Source organism: Halomonas heilongjiangensis, assembly GCF_002879645.1.
Lineage (GTDB): Bacteria > Pseudomonadota > Gammaproteobacteria > Pseudomonadales > Halomonadaceae > Halomonas > Halomonas heilongjiangensis.
In genome coordinates this window covers 46,694-68,303 of record NZ_PNRE01000090.1, presented here as the reverse complement: position 1 = coordinate 68,303, position 21,610 = coordinate 46,694, and the positions used below count along the sequence as shown (strand labels likewise).

At 67.1% G+C, this 21,610-nt stretch carries 20 protein-coding genes; 7 read left to right on the top strand and 13 right to left on the bottom strand.

What is annotated here, in order from left to right; all coding sequences use genetic code 11:
• Positions 1 to 50: 50 nt before the first annotated feature.
• Positions 51 to 1,064: a TAXI family TRAP transporter solute-binding subunit gene (locus C1H66_RS19215; RefSeq protein ID WP_102629484.1), complete on the bottom strand. Its 1,014-nt coding sequence runs from the start codon at positions 1,062 to 1,064 to the stop codon at positions 51 to 53.
• A 143-nt stretch (positions 1,065 to 1,207) separates the two neighbouring features.
• Positions 1,208 to 2,479 carry a LysR family transcriptional regulator gene (locus C1H66_RS19210; protein WP_102629483.1) on the bottom strand — a complete coding sequence of 424 codons (1,272 nt, stop codon included), beginning with the start codon at positions 2,477 to 2,479 and terminating at the stop codon, positions 1,208 to 1,210.
• Positions 2,480 to 2,733: 254 nt separating this feature from the next.
• Between C1H66_RS19210 and C1H66_RS19205 the strand changes: the two genes are divergently transcribed.
• The gene (locus C1H66_RS19205; protein WP_102629482.1) at positions 2,734 to 3,360 is read left to right on the top strand and encodes a glutathione S-transferase family protein; all 627 of its coding nucleotides are present in this window, start codon (positions 2,734 to 2,736) and stop codon (positions 3,358 to 3,360) included.
• Positions 3,361 to 3,364: 4 nt separating this feature from the next.
• On the opposite strand, the gene C1H66_RS19200 is transcribed toward C1H66_RS19205, so the two are convergent.
• The 8 genes from C1H66_RS19200 to C1H66_RS19165 form a co-directional block, all read right to left on the bottom strand.
• Positions 3,365 to 3,835, bottom strand: coding sequence for a MarR family winged helix-turn-helix transcriptional regulator (locus C1H66_RS19200; protein WP_102629481.1), 471 nt, complete (start codon positions 3,833 to 3,835; stop codon positions 3,365 to 3,367).
• 93 nt (positions 3,836 to 3,928) lie between these two features.
• Entirely contained in the window at positions 3,929 to 4,576 is a 648-nt protein-coding gene (gene maiA, locus C1H66_RS19195) for a maleylacetoacetate isomerase (protein ID WP_102629480.1), read from the bottom strand.
• On the bottom strand, positions 4,573 to 5,280 hold the full coding sequence (locus C1H66_RS19190) for a fumarylacetoacetate hydrolase family protein (protein WP_102629479.1): 708 nt from the start codon (positions 5,278 to 5,280) through the stop codon (positions 4,573 to 4,575). The genes maiA and C1H66_RS19190 overlap by 4 nt, the downstream gene beginning before the upstream one ends.
• Before the next feature lie 34 nt (positions 5,281 to 5,314).
• Entirely contained in the window at positions 5,315 to 6,364 is a 1,050-nt protein-coding gene (gene gtdA, locus C1H66_RS19185; RefSeq protein ID WP_102629478.1) for a gentisate 1,2-dioxygenase, read from the bottom strand.
• A gap of 26 nt (positions 6,365 to 6,390) precedes the next feature.
• Positions 6,391 to 7,581 (bottom strand): 3-hydroxybenzoate 6-monooxygenase, encoded by a 1,191-nt coding sequence (locus tag C1H66_RS19180; RefSeq protein ID WP_102629477.1) that lies wholly within the window; start codon positions 7,579 to 7,581, stop codon positions 6,391 to 6,393.
• 34 nt (positions 7,582 to 7,615) lie between these two features.
• Complete coding sequence (locus C1H66_RS19175) at positions 7,616 to 8,875, bottom strand: TRAP transporter large permease (protein WP_102629476.1); 1,260 nt, start codon at positions 8,873 to 8,875, stop codon at positions 7,616 to 7,618.
• Between the two features lie 4 nt (positions 8,876 to 8,879).
• Positions 8,880 to 9,422 (bottom strand): TRAP transporter small permease, encoded by a 543-nt coding sequence (locus C1H66_RS19170; protein WP_102629475.1) that lies wholly within the window; start codon positions 9,420 to 9,422, stop codon positions 8,880 to 8,882.
• Positions 9,423 to 9,465: 43 nt separating this feature from the next.
• On the bottom strand, positions 9,466 to 10,473 hold the full coding sequence (locus tag C1H66_RS19165) for a TRAP transporter substrate-binding protein (protein WP_240618402.1): 1,008 nt from the start codon (positions 10,471 to 10,473) through the stop codon (positions 9,466 to 9,468).
• A gap of 269 nt (positions 10,474 to 10,742) precedes the next feature.
• Here C1H66_RS19165 and C1H66_RS19160 point away from each other — a divergent pair, with 269 nt between their 5' ends.
• The 6 genes from C1H66_RS19160 to C1H66_RS19135 all read left to right on the top strand — a co-directional run bounded on the left by C1H66_RS19160 (position 10,743) and on the right by C1H66_RS19135 (position 17,915).
• Entirely contained in the window at positions 10,743 to 11,876 is a 1,134-nt protein-coding gene (locus C1H66_RS19160; RefSeq protein ID WP_102629474.1) for a C4-dicarboxylate TRAP transporter substrate-binding protein, read from the top strand.
• Positions 11,877 to 11,939: 63 nt separating this feature from the next.
• The gene (locus C1H66_RS19155; protein WP_102629473.1) at positions 11,940 to 12,458 is read left to right on the top strand and encodes a TRAP transporter small permease; all 519 of its coding nucleotides are present in this window, start codon (positions 11,940 to 11,942) and stop codon (positions 12,456 to 12,458) included.
• A gap of 5 nt (positions 12,459 to 12,463) precedes the next feature.
• Complete coding sequence (locus C1H66_RS19150; RefSeq protein ID WP_102629472.1) at positions 12,464 to 13,762, top strand: TRAP transporter large permease; 1,299 nt, start codon at positions 12,464 to 12,466, stop codon at positions 13,760 to 13,762.
• Positions 13,763 to 13,878: 116 nt separating this feature from the next.
• On the top strand, positions 13,879 to 15,438 hold the full coding sequence (locus C1H66_RS19145; protein WP_102629471.1) for an acyl CoA:acetate/3-ketoacid CoA transferase: 1,560 nt from the start codon (positions 13,879 to 13,881) through the stop codon (positions 15,436 to 15,438).
• Positions 15,439 to 15,523: 85 nt separating this feature from the next.
• Complete coding sequence (locus C1H66_RS19140; RefSeq protein WP_102629470.1) at positions 15,524 to 16,714, top strand: thiolase family protein; 1,191 nt, start codon at positions 15,524 to 15,526, stop codon at positions 16,712 to 16,714.
• A 133-nt stretch (positions 16,715 to 16,847) separates the two neighbouring features.
• Positions 16,848 to 17,915: a hypothetical protein gene (locus tag C1H66_RS19135; RefSeq protein WP_102629469.1), complete on the top strand. Its 1,068-nt coding sequence runs from the start codon at positions 16,848 to 16,850 to the stop codon at positions 17,913 to 17,915.
• 95 nt (positions 17,916 to 18,010) lie between these two features.
• Here C1H66_RS19135 and C1H66_RS19130 read toward each other — a convergent pair whose 3' ends face one another.
• The 3 genes from C1H66_RS19130 to C1H66_RS19120 form a co-directional block, all read right to left on the bottom strand.
• Positions 18,011 to 19,795 (bottom strand): acyl-CoA dehydrogenase, encoded by a 1,785-nt coding sequence (locus C1H66_RS19130; protein WP_102629468.1) that lies wholly within the window; start codon positions 19,793 to 19,795, stop codon positions 18,011 to 18,013.
• 238 nt (positions 19,796 to 20,033) lie between these two features.
• Positions 20,034 to 20,819 carry a 3-hydroxyacyl-CoA dehydrogenase gene (locus C1H66_RS19125; protein ID WP_102629467.1) on the bottom strand — a complete coding sequence of 262 codons (786 nt, stop codon included), beginning with the start codon at positions 20,817 to 20,819 and terminating at the stop codon, positions 20,034 to 20,036.
• A 19-nt stretch (positions 20,820 to 20,838) separates the two neighbouring features.
• Complete coding sequence (locus C1H66_RS19120) at positions 20,839 to 21,609, bottom strand: crotonase/enoyl-CoA hydratase family protein (protein ID WP_102629566.1); 771 nt, start codon at positions 21,607 to 21,609, stop codon at positions 20,839 to 20,841.
• Position 21,610: the final 1 nt, after the last annotated feature.

Below are 21,610 nucleotides of genomic sequence, written 5' to 3'. Positions count from 1 at the left end.
TGTCGAGTCGGGTCAGGGGGAGGGGCCCCGGCAGCGCCGGGGCCGGCGACTCAGGGGATCAGCTGCTCGGGCACCTCGACGCCGCGCTCCTGGTAGTAGCGGTAGGCGCCGGGGTGCAGCGGGGCATCGACGCCGATGAAGGCATCCTCGATCGTCAGGCCGTCGAAGATCGGGCTGGAGTCGCGGATCTCGTCGATGTTGTCCCACACCGTGCTGGTCAGCCGGTAGGCGGTCTCCTCGTCGAGGCTCTGATTGACCAGCGCCATCATGGTGAAGGCCAGCAGGGTGATGGTCTCCTCCTCGTTGACGGTGTTGGCGTAGGTGTCGTTGGTGATCTCCACCGGCAGCATGCCGGGGGTGGCCATCAGTTCCTGCCAGGTGTCGCTCGCCAGGCCCTCCTCGCTCATGCCGAGGAAGCGGATCGGGTTGACCAGGGAGTACTGCTCGATGGAGGCGGAACCGATCTGCGAGCCGCTCACCAGCACGTCCACCTGGCCGTCAGAAAAGGCCTGGCCGGAGCCGCCCCAGCCGAGGGTCACCGCCCGATAGCCCTCGTTGGGGCGCATGCCGGTGTTGGCATGGATCACCTGCTCGATGGCGGTGCTGGCGGCGCTGGCGGCCGGCCCGATGTAGACGTTCTTGCCGGCGATGTCGTCCCAGCTCTCGATGCCGCTGTCGGCCCAGGTGAAGACATGGTAGGCGCCGTGGACGAAGCCGAACAGCGAGCGCAGGTTGTCCGCCGCCTGGACGGCCTGGTCGCCCATCTCGCCATACATGCGGGTGCCTTCCCCCATGTAGCCGTAGAGCTCGGTGGGAATCATCGTCATATCGATGCGCCCGGCGCCCAGCTTGACGCCGGTCATGGCCAGGTTCTGGCCGGTGCTGAGCTGGATGTCGAGGTCGTGGTCGCGGCTGGCCAGGGTGCTCATCAGGGTGGCCAGCTGGGAATTGAAGGTGGCGGGATTGCCGCTTTCGGCGCGCAGGGTCTGGGCCTGCGCCTGGGCGGTGGTGAGGGCCAGGGCCCCGGCCAGCGCGGTGGTGGTGAGTAGTGTCTTGAGCGTCATGGGTGGCTCCGGGCGTGTCGTTGTGGGGTTGTTATTGCCGCGGCGACGGGGTGAGCCGCCGGCGTCACGGTTGGCCTCAGTCTGGGCTGGCGCGGTGCCCGAGGACCAATGCCATTCCACGGCGTGGGTATGCGTTTTTTCTATCAGGGGCTGGACGGAAGCGCCCGGCTGACCGTCAACAGGGTGTCGCGCAGGGCACTCAGGGCCGGGCTGGGGGCACTGTCCTCGCGCATGGTGAGGCCGATGGCCCGGGGCGGGCCCTGCAGGCGCAGCGGCAGATAGGCGAGGTGCCCATCCTGCACCTCGTAATGCACCTGGTAGGGGGAGATCAGGGCGAGGCGGTTGCTGTCCCGCAGCAGGGCGCGGATGACGCCCAGGTTGCCGGCCTCCACCACCGGCGTCGGCGGGGTGATGCCCAGGGTATTGAACTGCTGGTCGAAGCTGTGGCGGGCGGGCGTGCCCCTGGGGGGAGCGATCCAGGGCCAGTCGAGCAGTGCCTCCAGGGCCAGGTCGCTGTGCCCCATCAGGGGGTGCCCGGGACGCGCCACGGCGACCAGGCGGTCATGCAGCAGCACCTGCTGGGTCATCTCCTCCTCGGGATCGATGCGGTGCAGCACCCCGACCAGGGCATCGATCTCGCCGCTGCGCAGCGCCTCGAAGAGGACGTCATAGGTGCCCTCGTGGACGGTGACGGCGAGCCCCGGGCGCTCGCGCAGCAGGGTGTCCACGGCGCGCGGCACCAGCAGGGAACTGGTCAGCGGCAGGGCGCCGATGACCACCCGCCCCTGGGCCTCGCCCCGCCAGGCGGCGATGTCGTCCTGGAGCAGCGCCATCTCGCGCAGGGCCACCTTGGCGTGCCGGGTCAGCAGGGTGCCGCCGGGGGTGGCGATCAATCCGCGCTGGGTGCGCAGGAACAGCGGCGTGCCGACGCGTCCCTCCAGGTCGCGCAGGCTGGCGCTGACGGTGGGCTGGGTGAGCGCCAGGCGCCGGGCGGCCTGGCGCTCGTTGCGGGTCTCGGCCAGGGTCACCAGCACGCGCAGGTGACGCAGGGAGAGGCGCTGGGCCAGACGGTGGAAGTGGCCCCCGAGCGGCAGCTGGGCCAGTTGCCGCTCGGCGCGGGCGAACTGGTGGAGAACGCGACGGCAGCGGTGGGCCACCAGCTCGCCGGCCTCGGTACAGAGCATGCCGCCGTGGTGGCGCTCGAACAGCGACAGGTCGAGCGTCTTCTCCAGGTCGCGGATCGCCCGGGAGACCGCCGGCTGGGAGAGGTTGAGGGCCTCGGCGGCGCCGAGCACGCTGCCCCGCTCGGCGACGGTGGCCAGGGCGCGCAGGCAACGCAGGCTGGGTAGGCTGTCCATGGCTTCAGCCGGCGCGGCGGATCGGGCCGAGGTGGGGATCTCTCCCGGGTCGATCATTGTCGCTGAGCTCCAGCAGCGGATTGATGCTCATGTCTTCAATACGCATTCGATAGAGTCTCGGGCGCAGAGGGGGGCGATGCAAGGGCCATCGCGCCCTTGGGCTACCAGACGTCCTGCAAGCCCGGGAACCGAAGGCCACGGGCTCAAGGCGCATCGCCTTCCGCTCGGGGGTGTCGATTCCACAAGCACCCGCTCGACTGGATCAGGAGACAAGTGAAACAGCGGGTGTCTGCCAATCGACGGAGCTGGAAATGATGAAACTATACGGAACACCCCCGACCCGTGCCCTGCGTGTCATCTGGTTGCTCAACGAACTGGGCCTGGAGTACGACATGCTCCCGGTGAACCTCTTGCAAGGAGAGAACCAGCAACAAGGCTTCCTCGTTCTCAACCCCGCCGCCAAGGTCCCTGTGTTGGTCGACGGAAGCCTCGTGGTAACCGAATCGGCCGCGATCCAACTCTACCTGGCCGAAAAGTATCCACAGGCGGGATTCATCCCGGAGACGGTGGAGGAGAGAGCCCAGATGTATCGCTGGATGTTCTTCCTGGTGACCGAGATCGAGCAGCCGCTGTGGCGTATCGCTCGTCACACGTTCATTTATCCGGAAGAGAAGCGCTTGCCTCAGGATGTCGACCTGGCCAGGCAGGAGTGTCTGGAGATGGTGGCAGTGCTCGAGGGACACATGAAAGCACGCGAGTACATGGTTGGCGACCGACTCAGCGTGGCCGACTTCAACGCCGCGTATACCCTGGACTGGGCGAACGAAGAGAAAATGCTCGACGGCGCACCGCGGTTGAGAGAGTACCTGAAGTCGATGTACTCCCGCCCTGCGGCCCCGCCAACCATCGCTGAGGCGTTCGCGGCGCTGGAGAGCTAGCGCCTCAACCGGCGCTGCGGATCGGCACTCGGCTCAGGGCGTTGTTCTCGTCGGCCAGGCGCTGCAGCAGTCGGCACAGGGTCTCGCGCTCCGGCTCGCTGAGCGGGGCGAGGATCTCGTCCTGGGCGGCGAGTACCGCCGACTCGGCATCGAGGCGTAGCCGCTCGCCCTCTTCCGTGAGGGTGACCAGCATGGAGCGGCGATCCTCGGGGTTGCGGCGCCGGGTGACCAGGCCGCGTTCCTCGAGCTTGCGGACCACCACGGCGACGGTGTTGCGATCCAGGGCGGTGAAACCACCGAGCGTGATCTGGTCGAGGGCCCCTTTCTCGTCAAGGGCAGAGAGCAGCACGTACTGCAGCTGGGTCAGGTTGTACGCTTCGCACTTCCTGAGGAAGATCGCCACGCTGATCTGGTGGCAGCGCCGCAGCAGGTTGCCGGGGAGCGAATTGGCCTTGGTGAGTGGCGTACCGGTCATGGTCGCGGCTCCTGAGGTGTGAAAGTAACAAGCCGCGGCCAGGAACTGGCCGCGGCTTCCATCTTACCGTACCGGCGAGTCGCGCTGGAGGGATCACCCGGCGTGGGGGTGGTTCTCCGGCAGGGCATCGACGAAGGCCGGCAGCTGCAGGCAGTGCTCAAAGATCGCCTGGAGCGTCGGGTAGCGCGACATGTCGACGTCGAAGCGTCGGTTGTTGGCAATCTGGGCGAACAGGCAGAGGTCGGCCAGGCCGGGGGTGTCGCCATGGCAGAACTTGCCGCGGCGGGTATCGCCGGCGAGCTGCTGCTCCAGGGGCGCGAAGCCCTGGTCGACCCAGTGACGGAACCAGTCGGCCACGCCCGCTTCGCTGATCTTCAACTCCTGGCCCAGGTACTGCAGCACCCGCAGGTTGTTGACCGGGTGAATGTCGCAGGCGACGGCCTGGGCCAGCGAGCGTACCCGGGCGCGGTCCAGCGGGTCCTGGGGCAGCAGGGCGGGCTCGGGATGGGTCTCGTCGAGGTACTCGATGATCGCCAGGGACTGGCCGAGCACCGTGCCGTCGTCGAGCTGCAGGGCCGGTACCAGGCCCTGCGGGTTGAGCTTGAGGTAGGCGTCGGACTGGTGCTCCTTCTGACGCAGCACATAGGAGACGTGCTCGTGGGCCAGCCCCTTGAGGTTCAGCGCCGCGCGCACGCGCACCGACGCCGAGCTGCGAAAGAAGTTGTGGAGGACCAGGCTCATAGCCCCTCCCGCGGCGCCACGATGGTGATCGCATGATCGCCGATGCCGTCGATGCCGCCGGTGACCTTGTCGCCTACCTGCAGCGGGCCGACACCGGCCGGGGTGCCGGTGTAGATCAGGTCGCCGGGCCGGATGCGCATGGAGTGGGAGAGGATCGAGACGATCTCCTGGACGTCCCAGATCAGGTCGGCGATGTCCTGGTCCTGCTTGATCTCGTCGTTGACGGCCAGCCAGATGCGGCCGGTGGTGGGGTGGCCGATCTCGCTCGCTTTGCGAATGGGGGCGATCACCGCGGATTCGTCGAAGGCCTTGCCCCAGTCCCAGGGGCGCCCCTTCTCGCGGGCCTCGAGCTGCAGGTCGCGTCGGGTCAGGTCGTTGCCGGCGGCGTAGCCGTAGATGTAGTCGTTGGCCTGGTCCACGGGGATCTGGAAGCCGGCCTTGCCGATGGCGATGACCAGTTCCATCTCGTAGTGGAAGTTCTGGGTCTCCGGCGGATAGGGCACCTCACTGCCGTCGGGCACGATGGCGTCGGCCGGCTTGGTGAAGAAGAACGGGAACTCGCGGCTCGGGTCACGGCCCATCTCGCGGGCGTGAGCCTCGTAGTTGCGGCCCACGCAGAAGATGCGGCGCACCGGGAAGCGCTGGTCGTCACCCTCGATGGCGACGCTGGTGACGGGCTGGGGTGCGAAGACGTAGTCGGTCATGGTCGTTTACCTCTCGGTTCAGGGGGAGTCGTTATCAGTCGGCGTCGCGTTGTTCGCGCCAGATCCCCAGCTTCTGCTGGGCGACGCGGTCGGAGTAGCTGAACAGCACGGCGTCCTCGTCGGCCTCGTGGACCACTTTGTGCCAGCTGGGCATCACGAAGATGTCCTTGGGCTTCCAGTGGAAGGTGGTGTCGCCGATGGTGGTGCGGCCGGTGCCCTCGATCACGCTGAATACCGTGGCGTCGGTGGAGCGGTAGCCGGCGGTCTTGAAGCCCTTGGGCAGCAGCTGCACGAAGGGGGCGATGGTGGGCATGGCCCAGCCGCCGTCCACCGGATTGACGTAGCGCATCTTGAGGCCGTGGCAGGGGTCCCACTCGTCGCGCCGGCGCATGGTCTCCAGCGCCTCGCGGGTGCGCGCATAGGGGTAGTTGAAGAGCGGCGAGGCCAGGCCCTGCTTCTCGAAGTCCACCGGCAGCATGTTGGCGCCGTAGCGGGCCAGGGCGTCGCCGGTGGGCGTGGTGATCGCCTGCATGTCCTCGCCCAGGCCCTCGGCGAAGGAGGCGTCGAAGAACGAGAGCATGGGAATGTCCAGGCCGTCCATCCAGATCATCGGCCGGTCCGACTCGTTGCCGTGGTCGTGCCAGGCCCAGGGCGGGGTGATCACGAAGTCGCCTTCCTGCATGATCGTGCGCTCGCCGTTGACCGCGGTGCAGGCGCCGCCACCGTCCATCACGAAGCGCAGCGCCGACTGGCTGTGGCGGTGGGCCGGGGCCACCTCGCCGGGCAGCACCAGCTGCAGGCCGGCGTAGAGCGAGGTGGTGATGCGACTCTGGCCACGCATCCCGGGGTTCTCGAGGATCAGCACCCGGCGCTCGGCCTCCTTGGCGGTGATCAGCTCGCCGGCTTCCATCAGCAGCTCGCGGGCCGGGGCGAACTCCCACAGGTGGGGGACGCACTCGCTCTTGGGCGTCGGCGTGATGATGCCGCTCAGCACGTTCCACAGGGCGCTGTAGTCCTGCCTGGCGATCTTCTCGTAGTAGGCCTCGCGCTCGGGCGAGCTCTGCGGCTTTTCGGTCAGTGACATGGGATACCCCTCCTGTCGGGACGTGCTTATTGGGTGACGTTGCTCAGGCCGCTGCCGCCGTAGAGCCACTCGATGCGGTCGTAGAAGTCCTCGGGGCTCATGGCGCGCAGGGTGGCGTTGCGCATCGCGGCCTTGCCGCCGTCGGGGTGGTAGATGTACTCGCCCATCAGCCGCGAGTAGGTCTGCACCCGGGCGGTGCGGGCGAAGCGATCGTCGCGATAGGCGAGGAAGGCGTCGGCGAGGTCGGCCTTGTGGCCCAGGTGGTAGGAGAGGCAGACGGCATCTTCCATGGCCATGCAGGCACCCTGGGCCATGTACTGCAGCATCGGGTGGGCGGCGTCGCCGAGCAGCACCACCCGGCCGTCGATCCAGTGGTCGTTGGGATCGCGGTCGCACAGCACCCACATCTTCCAGTCCTGGCCGTGCTCGATGATCTGGCGAGGGCGCTCGGCGATATGGGCGAAGCCGCGGTACACCTCCTCCCTGGTCACCGGCTTGCCGGCCACCGGCTCGGGGGCATCGTTGTGGTAGGTCACCACCAGGTTGTAGACCTCGCCGCCCTTGAGCGGGTAGTGGACGATATGGCACTTGGGGCCGGCCCACAGGGTGGCGGCGTTCCAGCGAAGCTCCTCGGGCATCTGCGCGGTGGGGATCACCGAGCGATAGGTGGTGTGGCCGGAGACGCGGGGCTCGCCATCACCGATCACCTTCTGGCGGATCGGCGACTTCAGCCCTTCGGCGCCGATCAGGCACTTGCCGGTGACGCGTTCGCCATCGGCGAGGATGACGGTGGCGCTGGTGGCGTCCTGCGTGTAATCGACGACCCGCGAGTCGGTGCGCAGCTCGACCAGCACATTGGCCTCGCAGGCGTCGAGCAGCACCTTGTGCAGGTCGGCGCGATGCACCACCGCATAGGGGTTGTTGAAGCGCGCCCGGAACGCCTCGTCCAGCGGGATGGCGGCGATTCGGCGGTCCTCCATGGCGTCCATCAACAGCAGATTGTCGATGTACACCGCCTTGGCGCGGGCCTCGTCGCCCACGCCCAGGTAGTCGAAGGCGTGGAAGGCGTTGGGGCCGATCTGGATGCCGGCGCCGATCTCGCCGAGCTCGGGGGCCTGTTCCAGCACCAGGGAGGGAATGCCCTGGCGGGCCAGGCCCAGCGCGGCGGCCAGGCCGCCGATGCCGCCGCCGGCGATGATGATGGTGTCGTTGTTCATTGCTGCGTACCTCTCTCTTTCACGGGTCGGGCGTCTAGCGGAAGACGGCCACCAGCCAGGGGTTGAAGATGATCAGGAGAATCACCAGGCAGGCCGCCAGGATGAAGGGCATGATCCACAGCGTGATGCGCTGCAGGCTGACGTTGCTGATCGCCGAGGCCACGTAGAGGCCGGCCCCCACCGGGGGCGTCAGCAGCCCCAGGGTCAGGGTCATGCAGGTGACGATGCCGAAGTGGATGGGGTCGATGCCGTAGGTGGTCTGGGCCACCGGCAGCAGGATCGGTACCAGGATGATCAGGGCGGCGATGCCGTCGAGCACCATGCCCACCACGATCAACATCACGAACACCAGCAGCATGAAGATCAGCGGGCTCTCGGTGGCGCCCTGCATCAGGCCGGCGACCTGCTGGGGAATCTGGTTGTAGACCAGCACCCAGCCGAAGGCCTTGGCCGCGGCGATCAGGAACAGCACGATGGCGGTGTTGCGCGCGGTGCGCTGCAGGACGCCCGGCAGGCTGGATAGCTTGAGGTCGCGGAATAGCAGGCCCCCGATGATCAGCGCCAGCAGGGTGGCCGCCGCCGCCGACTCGGTAGGCGTGACGATGCCGAAGGCGATGCCGCCGACGATCACCAGCGGAATGCACAGGGTCAGGAGGGCGTTGCGGGTGGCCAGCCAGCGGTCGACGGTGGCACGTTCCTCCTTGGGGGCCTGGCGGGCGCGCCGGGCGATCAGTGCGATCAGGCCGCTGATCAGCACGAAGAGCACCAGGCCGGGAACGATGCCGCCCATGAACATGGCGCCGATGGAGACCTGGGCGATGACGCCGTAGATGATGAAGATCATCGACGGCGGAATGATCGGTCCCAGCAGGCCGGCCCCGGCGGTCAGCGCCGCGGCGAAGCCCTTGTCGTAGCCGTCGCGCTCCAGCTCCGGGGTCATCACCCGGCTCATGATGGCGATCTGCGCGGTGGCCGAGCCCATGATCGAGGCCAGCATCAGGTTCGAGGTCAGCGAGACATAGGCGATGCTGTGGGGGATCCACGAGAACCAGGCCCGCGCCGCCTCGATGATGCGCCGGGTGATGCCGCCCTCGTTCATGATCTCGCCGAGCAGGATGAACAGCGGGATCGCCAGCAGATCGAAGACTTCCAGCGAGCCGAACAGCACCTGGGGCAGGCTCTCGAGTACCCGGTAGTTACCGGTGTTGACCACGAAGGCCAGGGTCGCTGCCAGCAAGACGAAGGCGATCGGCATGCCCAGCAGCATCAGCAGGGTGAAGATGGCGAGTGTCATGGGCTCACTCCTCGTCGTCGCTGGCCAGGACGAAGACGGTGCGGGTGCGGTCCGGCAGCCTGGCGAGGATGTGGAAGATGGCGCTGGCGCAGAAGATCGGCACGATCAGGTAGAAGTGCCACTTCGGCCAGTCGAGGGTGATGGCGATGTCGTAAGCCACCGAGGGCGAGCGGATCCAGCCGATGGAGTACCACAGCAGCGTGGCCAGGATGGCCAGGCAGATCAGCTCGGTCAGCCAGTAGCAGGCGCGCTGCATTCCCGCCGGCAAGCTGCCGATCAGCATGGTCAGGCGGACATGCTGGTCATGATGGATGGACACCGAGATCGCCAGGAAGGCCATCCATACCAGGATGTAGACGGCCAGTTCCTCGGCGAAGAAGATCGGGCTGCTGAAGGCGTAGCGGGCGATCACATTGACGATCAGCAGGACGCTGAAGGCGATGATCAGCCCGCTGCACAGCCCCTGTTCGATGGCCGCCAGCAGTCGGCTGGCTCGATACAGGCGCCCTGCCGGGCGCGCCAGATAGTCGGTCGTCAGGGTCCGCATACCAGTCACCTCATGGGCAGGGGGAGGGCGGCGTCGGGACGGTTCATTGACCCGCCTGACGCTCGGCGACTTCCTGCTGGAAGGCCCCGATCACCGGGTGATCACCGAAGCGCTCGTCGAAGGCCTGGTTGGCGTCGCCGAACACGGCCTCGGCGTCTTCCAGGGTGAAGACATCGATGCGCTCCTCGAGTAGGGCCAGGTTCTTCTCTTCCGCCTCGATCTGTGCCTCGATGCCCCAGGCCAGGGCCTCCTGCATGGCTTCGTCGAGCAGTGCGCGTTCTGCTTCGCCGAGTGATGACCAGGTGGACTGGCTGATTACGGAGACGGCCGGAAAGGCCATGTGGTTGGTGAAGGTGAGGTGTTCGGCGACCTCGTAGAACCCGGAGCCGACGAGGGCGTCGAGGTCGATGTCCACACCGTCGAGCATCTTGTTCTGCAGGCCCTGGTAGACATCCGGAAGGTGCACCGGCGTCGGGCTGGCCTCGGTGGCGCGCCACCAGGTGTTCATGGCGGCGATGGGGATGATGCGGATCTTCCTGCCGCCGACGTCCTCCAGGCTCTCGACCCGGCCATCGCGCATCAGGATGTGGCGCATGCCGGCGAAGGTGTAGCCGAAGGCGTGCAGCCCCTTGTCCTCCAGGTTGTCGAGCATCTGCCGGGCGGCGGGGGTGTCGGTGGCCCGGGCGGCGTCGGCGACGCTGTCGAACAGGAAGGGGGTGAACCAGCCGACGATGGCGGGCTCGCGCTGGCTGGTGATGGCGGCGGTCATTAGCCCCAAGTCCAGCAGGCCGGTCTCCATCTGCGAGAACATCGCCGGCTCGTCGCCCAACTGGCCGGCCGGGAAGATGGCGATGGTCAGCTCACCGTCGCTGCGCTCGGCCACCGTCTCGGCGAGTCGCTCGGCGGTCTGGGTCCAGATGTGCTGGGGCGGCGTGATCAGCCCCATGCGCAGCTCGGTGGCCAGCACGGGCGAACTCGTGGCCAGCAGGGAGGCCGACAGGAGAGCAGCGGAGAGGGTGGTGCGGGTCAGGGCGCGTGTGGTGGTTGTCATTGTCGATGCCTCTGGAAGTCTGGGGTTGATTTGCATCGGGTCAATATTTGACCTACGTCAGTATTGTGATCATCACTATTGTGATCAATTAAACAAAGGTCTAAGAGCCACGTCTTGCGATGGAGGGGAAGCAAGGTAGGCGCGTGCCGGTAAGACCAAAGTCGGGTATCGGGAATGGTGGTGGGCTGGACTATAATCCGGAGACAAATAGGTGGTAATCACCACTGTTTAATAAATAAACAAATACAACCCGACCGCTGAGGTGACTCATGACGACCCGCCCCCTGTTCAAGACCCTCGCCATCGCCGCCGCCGTGGGCAGCCTGGCACTCGCCGGCCATGCCCAGGCCCGGGATCTGCGCATGGCCCCCGGGGTGCCCCCGGCCCACCCCGCCCACACGCCGCTCTACACGGGCTTCGTGGAGCTGCTCCAGGCCGAGTCCGATGGCCGGTTGGGGGGGCAGATCCTCGGCGCCGAGATCGCCTCGATCGGTAACATGCGCAACGCCATTCGCAGCGGCCTGGTGGAGACCGGCCTGTTCCTGCCGGCCTACTTCCCGGCCGACCTGCCCGAGATCAACCTGGTCGGCGACATGGCCCTGCTCGGTACCAACCCCTATGCCATGGGCGCGGCCATGACCGAGTACATCGCCACCTGCGAGGCGTGTCAGGAGGAGCTCAAGCAGCTCGGCGTCGTCTACACCAGCTCCCACTCCACCGACACCTACCAGATCCTGACCACCCGCCCGGTCAGCTCGGTCGAGGACCTGCGCGGTCTTCGCCTGCGCGTCGGCGGGCCCCAGTACTCGCGCTGGGCCGAGGCCATGTCCGCCACCCCAGCCTCGATCCCGGTGGGGGACACCTTCGAGTCCCTCTCCCAGGGCGTCATCGACGGCACCGTGGGCTCCATCGCCGACATCATCTCCTTCCGCCTCGAGGATGCGATCGATCACGTCACCATGCTCGACCTGGGGACCTTCCACAGCACCATCTCCCATGCCGTGGGGCAGCCGGTGTGGCAGTCGCTCTCGCCCGAGGATCGCGAGGCGGTGGTGCGCGCCTCGACCCGGGCCAGCGCCCGGGCGATCCAGCGCTGGGGCTACGAGATGATCGACGAGGCGCACGAGCTGGCCGGCGAGCACGGCATCGAGATCCTCGAGCCCAGCGACGACCTGATCGAGGCCAGCCGGGCCTTCGGTGAGCAGGACCTGGCGTACGCCGCCGAGCAGGCGGAGACGCGCTACGGGGTGAGCGATGCCCGCGCCAAGCTCGATCGCTTCGTGGCACTGGTCGACAAGTGGAATGCCATCGTCGAGGAGGCCGGCGAGGATCCGGAGCGGGTCGCGGACGCCGTGAATCGTGAGGTCTGGGACGGAGTGGACTTCTCCACCTACGGGACCTGATGCCACGCCGCCCGACGCCGGCTCCCCGGCTTCGGGCCCGCCCATGACGCAGGAGACTCCCCCATGGCCGCTTTGTATCGCCTGTCGAACCGGGCCGCCGTCGGTCTGGCGCTGCTGGGTACCCTCGGCATCCTGCTGATGGTGGTGCACGTCACCCTGGATGTGGTGCTGCGCTCGACCCTCTCGGTCTCGATTCCCGCCACCGTGGAACTGGTGACCCGCTACTACCTCATCACCCTGGCGCTGCTGCCGCTGGGCTGGGTGGAGTGGCGTCGCGGGATGATCGCCGTGGAGGCCCTGGAAGGAGTGATGGGCCAGCGCCTGGTGCGCTTCTCCGATGTGCTGGTGTCGCTGCTCTCGGCGGTAGTCTATGCCGTGCTGGCCATCGCCACCTGGGACAAGGCCATGGAGCAGTACGCCATCGGCTCCTACGTGATGTCGCTCAATTTCCCCATGCCGGTCTGGCCGACCTACTTCGTGCTGCCCATCGCCTTCGCCCTGGCGGCGGTGGTCTGTGTCGTACGGGTGCCCTTCCTGGCCAGGGGCGCGGCCCACCCCGCCGCCACGCCAGATGAAAGGTAATCCCCATGTCCGTTGATGTCGGCTTCTATGGCCTCGCCATCCTGCTGCTGCTGCTGGCGCTGCGGGTGCCGGTCGCGCTCTCGCTGATCATCGTCTCGCTGGGCGGCATGACGGTGATGTTTGGCTGGCAGACCACCATCGGCATGCTCTCCTCCACGCCCTATGAGTTCATCGCCAAGTGGACGCTCAGTGCTGTGCCGATGTTCCTGTTGATGGGGTTCGTCTGCTACCACGCCGGAATCACCAACGGCCTGTTCAATGCCGCCAAGGTGGTGTTCCGCTGGTTGCCGGGTGGCGTGGCGATCTCGAGCATCTTCGCCAGCTCCGGCTTCGCCGCGGTGAGCGGCTCCAGCGTGGCCTGCTCGGCCGCCATGGGGCGCATCGCCATTCCCGAGATGGTCAATGGCGGCTACAAGCCGAGTTTCGCCTGCGGCACCATCGCCGCCGGTGGCACCATCGGCGCGCTGATCCCGCCCAGCATCCTGATGATCGTCTACGGGGTCTTCGCCCAGGTGTCGATCACCCAGGTGTTCCTGGGCGGCATCACCATCGGGCTGCTGACCGCGGTCAGCTACAGCATCGTGATCCTGCTGGTCAGCTGGCGGCGGCCGGATATCGTGCCCCGTAAAGCGGCCGATGCGCGCGATATCAGCGCCCGGCAGGCGCTGGTCGAAATCTGGCCGGTGCTGGTGCTGGGCTCACTGGTGTTCGGTGGGCTGTTCTCGGGGGTCTTCACCGCCACCGAGGCCGGGGCCGTGGGGGCCGCCGGGGCGATCCTGATCGCCCTGGTCCTGGGGCGCCTGAGCGGCAAGGCGATGAAGGCCGCGCTGCTCGAGACGCTCTCCACCACCTCGGCGCTGCTGATCATCGGCGTCGGCGCGAGCATGTTCACCCTCTTCCTGAGCCTGAGCGGGCTGGCCGGCCACATCACCGGCATGGTGACCGGCTGGGATCCCACTTATCTCGAGCTGATGCTGGTGGTGGTGCTGATCTACCTCTTCCTGGGGCTGTTCATGGAGCCCTTCGGCGCCATGCTGGTGACCCTGCCGGTGCTGCTGCCCGTCTTCGAGCTCTACGACGTCAGCCTGATCTGGTTCGGCGTGGTGCTGGTGAAGCTGCTCGAGATCGGCATGATCACCCCGCCGGTGGGCATGAACATCTTCGTCATCAAGGGCGTGGCGGGCCAGTACGCCTCGCTGATGGATATCTTCAAGGGCGTGGCGACCTTCCTGGTGGCCGACATCGTCGTGGTCGCCCTGGTGATCTTCTTTCCCCGGATCGTGCTGGTGCTGACCGGCGGCTGAGCCGGGCAGACCCTGCGCCGCGGGGCACCTTGGCATGCGCCACGCAACACAATGTTTGTTGTGTAAATAATATATGTGTCAACAGATTGAATATCTCACGCAAGAGGGTCGAGAGAGTGAACAAGATCATCGACAGCGCTACCGCGGCGAGCCTGATCCGGGATGGCGACACCGTCATCTGGACCACCGCCGGCCTGTGTGGCTTCGCCGAGGCCGTGGCCACGGCGCTGGAGGCGCGCTTCCTTGCGACCGGCGCGCCCCGCGACCTCACCCTGGCCCATAGCTGCGGTTGTGGCGACGGCAAGACCCGCGGCATGAACCACCTGGGGCACGCCGGCCTGGTCAAGCGGCTGATCAGCGGCCACACCGGCCAGGCGCCGCGCATGGGCGAGCTGATCCGCGAGAACCGTATCGAAGGCTACCTGCTGCCCCAGGGCGTGCTGGCCCACCTGTGGCGACACATCGCCGGCAGGAAGCCCGGAGTGCTCAGCAAGGTAGGGCTCGGCACCTTCGTCGATCCGCGCCTCGAGGGCGGCAAGGCCAACGAGGCCGCCGAGGAGGACCTGGTCAAGGTGGTCGCGCTGGAGGACGAGGAGTGGCTGCTCTATCGCACCTTTCCGGTGGACGTGGCGGTGATCCGCGCCACCATCGCCGACGAGCGCGGCAACCTGAGTATGGAGCGCGAGGCGATCTTCCTCGAGCAGCTCTCCATGGCCCAGGCGGCCAGGAACAGCGGCGGCATCGTCATCGCCCAGGTGGAGTACCTGGCCCAGCAGGGCAGCCTGCACCCCCAGCGGGTCAAGGTGCCGGGCGACCTGGTGGACCATGTGGTGGTGGCCGAGCCCGAACACCATATGCAGACCATGGCCACCGGCTACAACCCGGCGCTCTCCGGTGACCTCAGGGTACCGCTGGGCGGCATCAAGCCGCTGCCCCTGGATCCGCGCAAGGTGATCGCCCGGCGTGCCGCCATGGAGCTGGTGCCGGGCGGAGTGGTCAACCTCGGCATCGGCATGCCCGAGGGGGTCGCCAGCGTGGCGGCCGAGGAGGGCGTCAGCGACCTGATGACCCTGACCACCGAGCTCGGCACCTATGGCGGCGTGCCCGCCAGCGGCGGCGACTTCGCCACCTCCTACAACGCCGAGGCGATCATCGACCACGGCTACCAGTTCGACTTCTACGACGGCGGCGGCCTCGACGTCTGCTTCCTCGGCCTGGCCCAGACCGACCACGAGGGCAACCTCAACGTCAGCAAGTTCGGCGACAAGGTGGTGGGGCCGGGCGGCTTCATCAATATCAGCCAGAACGCCCGCAAGGTGGTGTTCTGCGGCACCTTCACCAACGGCGGCGAGGTGGCGGTGGAAGACGACCGGCTGCAGATCCGCCGGGAGGGGCACCGCCGCAAGTTCGTGCAGCGCGTCGACCAGATCACCTTCAGCGGCCGCTATGCCCGGGAGACGGGCAAGCCGGTGCTGTTCGTCACCGAGCGCTGCGTCTTCGAGCTGCTCGACGGCGAGATCACCCTCACCGAGGTGGCGCCGGGCCTCGACATCGAGCGCGACATCCTGGCGGCCATGGACTTCGTGCCGCGCATCGCCGATGAGCTGCGCGAGATGCCGGCCGAGCTCTTCCAGCCCCAGTGGGGCGGCCTGCGGGCGCGGCTGACGCGCGACTGAGCATCAGGGTTGGGGCCGCGTTGCCGTGCTATCGGGACGGGCCCCCTTTTTCCCTTCCATCACGGTAATGGTTTCAGAGGTGAGCATGTTCAAGAACGCCTACATCCCCTACGGCGGTTACTACTCCAGCCCCTTCTGCAAGTGGATGGGCAGCCTGGCCAACCTCAACTCCATCGAGCTGGGCGCGGCCACCAGCAAGCGCTGGTTCGCCAGCCGCGACATCGATCCCGCGATCATCGACTACCTCTACCTGGGCGTCTCGGTGGGGCAGAAGTCGATCTTCTACGGCGCGCCCTGGGCGGCGGCCATGATGGGCGCCGGCCAGGCCCCGGGCCAGAACGTCACCCAGGCCTGCGCCACCGCCACCACCTCGGTGTTCAATGCCGCCCTGGCGGTGGAGAGCGGCAGCTTCGACACCACCTACTGCCTGCTCGCCGACCGCACCTCCAACGGCCCCCACACCATCTGGCCCAACCCCACCGGGCCGGGCGGCGAGGTGATCGCCGAGAACTGGAACATGGACAACATCGCCGCCGACCCGGCGACCGGCAAGGACATGCTGACCACCGCCGAGAACGTCGCTCGCGAGCATGGCTTCACCCGCGAGCAGGCCGACGAGCTGACCCTGCGCCGTTATGAACAGTACGCCGAGGCCCTGGCCGACGAGCGTGCCTTCCAGAAGCGCTACCTGTTCCCCGTGGAGGTGGCGGTCTCGCGCAAGGAGACCCGGCTCGTCGAGGCCGACGAGGGCGTGACCGCCACCAGTGCGGAGGCCCTGGCCAGGCTGCGCACAGTGCAGCCCGATGGCATCCACAGCTTCGGCGCCCAGACCCACCCGGCCGACGGCAACGCCGGCATCCTCGTCACCACCCGCGAGCGGGCCCAGGCACTGAGCACCGACCCCCGGCTGGCCGTGCAGGTAGTGGCCTACGGCCATGCCCGTACCAAACCGGCGCATATGCCCATGGCGCCGGCCGAGTCGGTCAAGCGGGCGCTGAATCAGGCCGGCCTGACCCTCGACCAGATCAAGACGGTCAAGAACCACTCGCCGTTCATCGCCAACGACCTGCACCTGGCCAAGGCGCTCGGCCTCGACGCCCACGGCTTCAACAACTACGGCACCTCCCTGGTATACGGCCACCCCCAGGGCCCGACCCTGGCGCGGCTGCTGATCGAGGCCATCGAGGAGACCGCACTCAAGGGCGGCGGCTATGCCCTGGTCACCGGCTGCGCGGCCGGCGACTCGGCGGCGGCGCTGATCGTCAAGGTGGGCTGAGGCCTCTCCGGTCATTCCAGCCGGGAGCGCCCGCCGAGGGATCGGATGGGTGTGTAAGCAAGAGAGCAAGGGACACGGATAGCACAGCGTAGTTATCGAAAGTTATCGAACTAGAACAACACGGAGATGAACAATGAAGGTAAATAAAAAAAGACTCGGCATGGCGGTCGCGCTTTCAGCCGTTACTGCACAGGCACATGCCTTGGATCTGGGTGAATTCGGTGGCGCGAATCTCAGTATCGGTGGCTATGTCAAGGCGGAGGGAATCTTTACCGACCCCGATGGTGGTGACAGGAACTTTGATGCTAGCGCTCGCCAGTCACGCATCAACTTCAAGGTCGACAAGGAGGTCCAGGGTCATAGTGTGACGGCCTTCGTGGAAGGCGACTTCTGGGATAATGCGACGGACGTCGACGATACCAGTTACGCCATGCGATTACGCCATGCCTACGTCCAGGTCGACGACCTGACCCTTGGGCAGACCTGGTCCGGCCAGTTCTTTGCCAACGCACCCTTCGATGTCGAGATACTCGACTTCTATGGCACGGGTGTCGGTAGCGTCTCCGGTAGCGGTGCGGTCGTCCGACCCGATGTGGTTCTGCACTATGCGCCGGGTGGATTCCGTTTCAGCCTACAGGATCCGATCTACCGCGATGCCGACTTCCCGGACATGGTGGCGTCCTATACGCATCGAACCGAGGCGGGGCACGCCTTCAACGCCGCCGTCACTGGGCGAGAGGTCGAAACCGGTGTAGAGGATTCGAAGTTTGGGGCTGCGTTCTCCCTGGCAGCAAAGCTCAATTTCGGCGATACCTCTCTTGCCCTGAGTGGCTATTCGGGGAAGGGTAATAATGTGTATTCCGGGTGGGGGTTCAACGGCGCGACAAGCCCGCGGACCCTGGCCTCGAGTGGGGAAGTCAATGCCTCTGGCGAGCTGGTGAGTACGACAGGGTATACGGCAGGTGTGAGCCATCGATTCAATGACCGATTCCGGGGCAACATCCGCTATGCCCAAGTGGAAGCGGATGAGGTGGCGCCGACCGTTGCTGACGACACCCTCGAGATGATGAACATCAATCTGATCTATACCTACTTGCCAAACCTGGACTTCGGTATCGAATGGCGTGACCGTAATGCGCCGACCATGCCGCTGCGTCCGGGCGGACAGCAGGTAGAGTTGATGGCGATGTACAGGTTCTGACTCGGGGCTTTAAGTTCTTGTTTCTGTTTTGATCGCTTGTATCACGTTAAGGCGAACCATCGGGTAGTTTGATGGTTCGCCTTTTTTTATATGATTTACAGGCTGGCGTCTGGGAAGCGAGTCAAGACCGCGCCGGCCTGGCGCAGGGTCTGGGCGTGGGCCCGGGCCTGGGGGGCCTGGGTGGCCATGTAGAAGCGGGCCAGCTCGGCCAGTCCCGCCAGGTAGTCGGCGTCGCCGTCGCCGGCCTCGCGGCGGGTGTCGGCGGCGAGCGCCAGGCGCGCCAGCTGCCAGGCGCCGCAGGCGATGCCCAGCAGGTGCAGCAGGGGCACGGCACCGGCGTAGAGGTCGGCGGTGTCGGCCTGGTGGGCGAGCAGCCAGTCGGTGGTCTCCTCGAGCAGGGCCGCCTGGTCGCGCAGCGCCTCCGCCAGGTCGCCGAGCCGCTCATGGCCGTCGAGCTGCGCCGCGGTCTCGCGGATATCACCAATCAACTCGCGCAGGGTGGCGCCCTCTTCGCGCAGTATCTTGCGGCCCAGCAGGTCGTTGGCCTGGATACCGGTGGTGCCCTCGTAGATGGTGATGATGCGGGCGTCACGGAACAGCTGGGCGACCCCGGTCTCCTCGACGAAGCCCATGCCGCCGAACACCTGGATGGCCTCGTCGCAGAGGTCGTTGCCCACCTCGGTGCACCAGCCCTTGGCCACGGGCATCAACAAGTCGACATAGCGGCGGTGCTTGTCGGCGACCTCGGCGTCGGGATGGTGACGGGCGATGTCGAACCAGCCGGCGGCGGTGTAGAGCAGGCCGCGCATGGCCATCAGCCGGGCGCGCATCGACACCAGCATGCGCTTGACGTCGGGGTGGACGAGGATCGGACGGCCCGTCGCGCCGCTGACGATATCGCGACCCTGGACGCGCTCCCGGGCATAGGCGAGGGCGGCCTGGTAGGCGCGCTCGCCGAGCGCCACGCCCTGTACCCCCACGTTGAAGCGGGCGTCGTTCATCATCACGAACATGGTGGCCAGGCCCTGGTGCGGCTCGCCGACCAGGTAGCCCAGGGCGCCGCCCTGGTCACCGTAGCTCAGGGTGCAGGTGGGGCTGCCGTGGATGCCCATCTTGTGCTCGATGGCGATGCAGCGGATATCGTTCTTCTCCCCCGGCTCGCCCTGGGCGTCGAGCAGGTACTTGGGCGCCAGGAACAACGACAGCCCCTTGACCCCGGGCGGGGCGTCGGGCAGCCGGGCCAGCACCAGGTGCAGGATGTTGGGGGTCAGCTCGTGCTCGCCGTAGGAGATAAAGATCTTCTGCCCGAACAGGCGGTAGGCCCCGTCGTCCGTGGGTTCGGCGCGCATGCGGGTGGCGGCCAGGTCGGAGCCGGCCTGGGGCTCGGTGAGGTTCATGGTGGCGGCCCACTCGCCGCTGACGATCTTCTCGAGCCAGGTGGCCTTCTGCGCCTCGCTGGCGGCGATCATCAGCGCCTCGGTCTGGCCCACGTTGAGCTGGGGCAGCATGGCGAAGGCCATGTTGGTGGAGAACCACATCTCCCACACCGGGGTGGAGACCAGCTTGGGCAGACCCTGGCCGCCATGTTCCGGGGGCAGGGAGAGGCCGATCCAGCTGGCATCGCGGAACTGGTCGTAGGCCGCCTGCCAGCCGTCGGGGGTGATCACCCGCTCGCCCTCCAGGCGGCAACCCTGCCGGTCGCCGGCCTGGTTGAGGGGGGTGAGCACACCGGCGGCGAACTTGCCGGCCTCCTCCAGCACGGCGCCGACCAGGTCGGGCGAGGCATCCTCGCAGCCGGGCAGCTGGCCGATCTGCTTCAGCCCGGCGAGCTCGTCGAGGATGAACTGCATATCACGCAGCGGCGCTTGGTAATCGATCATGGGGGAGTCCTCAAACTTACTAGTGGCCGGATCGTGGGCGGGAAGGGGCTGTCCCCGTCCAACCGAGGCATGGAGCTGTTTTCAACAGGCCTAGCGAGATGAGCGCCGGGGACAAGCCGAAGCGAGGGTCTTTTGCCATGGATGGCAAAAGTAGCGCCCAGGGATGGGTTCACAGCGCCCTCGCGTTGGCTTGGCGCCGGAAAAGCTCATCGCTTTCACCGAGCTGTGAAAGACACTCTTACCGCGGGGCCATGCGAATGGCCCCATCCAGGCGGATGGTCTCGCCGTTGAGCATGGCGTTGTCGACGATATGGCAGGCCAGGCGCGCGAACTCGTCGGGCTCGCCCAGGCGGCTGGGGAAGGGGATGGAAGCCGCCAGGGATTGCTGGGCCTCCTCCGGCAGGGCCTCCATCAGCGGGGTCTTGAACAGGCCCGGGGCGATGGTCATGACGCGGATGCCGTGGCGGGCCAGCTCCCGGGCGATGGGCAGGGTCATGGCGACGATGCCGCCCTTGGAGGCCGCGTAGGCGGGCTGGCCGATCTGGCCGTCGAAGGCGGCCACCGAGGCGGTGTTGATGATCACCCCGCGCTCGCCGTCGGCCTGGGGCTCGCCCCTGGCCATGGCCGCGGCGGCCAGGCGCAACATGTTGAAGCTGCCCAGCAGGTTGATGTTGACGATGCGCGCGAAGGCGTCCAGCGGCAGGGGTTCGCCGTGGCGATCGACGACCTTGGCGGGGTCGCCGACTCCGGCGCAGTTGACCAGCCCCTGCAGGCCGCCGAATGCCCCGAGGGCGAGGTCCACCGCGGCCTGGGCATCGGCTTCGCTGGTGACGTCGGTGCGCCGGAAGCGGACGCGCTCATCCGAGCCCCGGGCATTGAGCTCGGCGGCCAGGGCCTCGCCGCGCTCGGCATTGAGGTCGGCGATCACGACGTTGGCGCCGGCGCCGTGCAGGGCGCGTACGGTGGCCTCGCCGAGACCCGAGGCGCCGCCGGTGACGATAAAGGTGTTGTCCTGGAATTTCATGGTGTTCTCCTTGAAGCGTTCAGGTGCGTGGGCCCTGGCCCTTGCTCTTGAAGAAGCTGCCGATGCGCTCGGCGACCTCGGGGCTGGTCTGGGTCAGGGCGGCGGTCAGCGACTCCACGAACAGGCCGTCGTCGCTGGACATGTTGTCGATGCGCGAGATGGCGGAGACCATGGCCCAGTTGGCCATGGGGGCGTTCTCGGCGATGCGGGAGGCCAACTGGCGGGCCTTGTCGAGGCTCTCGCCCTGGCCGACCACATAGTGGGAGAGGCCGAGGCGCTGCCCCTCGTCGGCCTCCATGATGCGGCCGGTGAGCATCAGCTCGCACATGCGGCCGGGGCCGATGATGTTGGCCACCCGCACCGAGGCACCGCCGCCGACGAAGATGCCGTGGCGCCCCTCGGGCAGCTGGTAGAGGGTGCTGGATTCGGCCACCCGCACATGGGTAGCGGTGGCCAGCTCCAGGCCGCCGCCGATCACCGCGCCCTGCATGGCGCTGACCACCGGGACGCCGCCGTGCTGCAGGCGGTCGAAGATGCGGTGCCAGCCGCGGGAGTGCTGCATCACGCCGAAGGGGTCGCGATGCTGGTGCTCGGCCAGGTCCAGCCCGGCGCAGAAGTGCTTGCCCTCGGCGGCGAGGATGATCACCCGGGTGCCTGCCGGGGTGGCGACCAGTGCCTCCTCCAGGGCGCCGAGCAGGCGGTCGCTGACGGCGTTGCGCTTCTCCGGCCGCGCCAGGGTGATGGTGTAGATGCTGTCGTCCAGCGATGTCTTGACCAGGGTGTCGCTCATG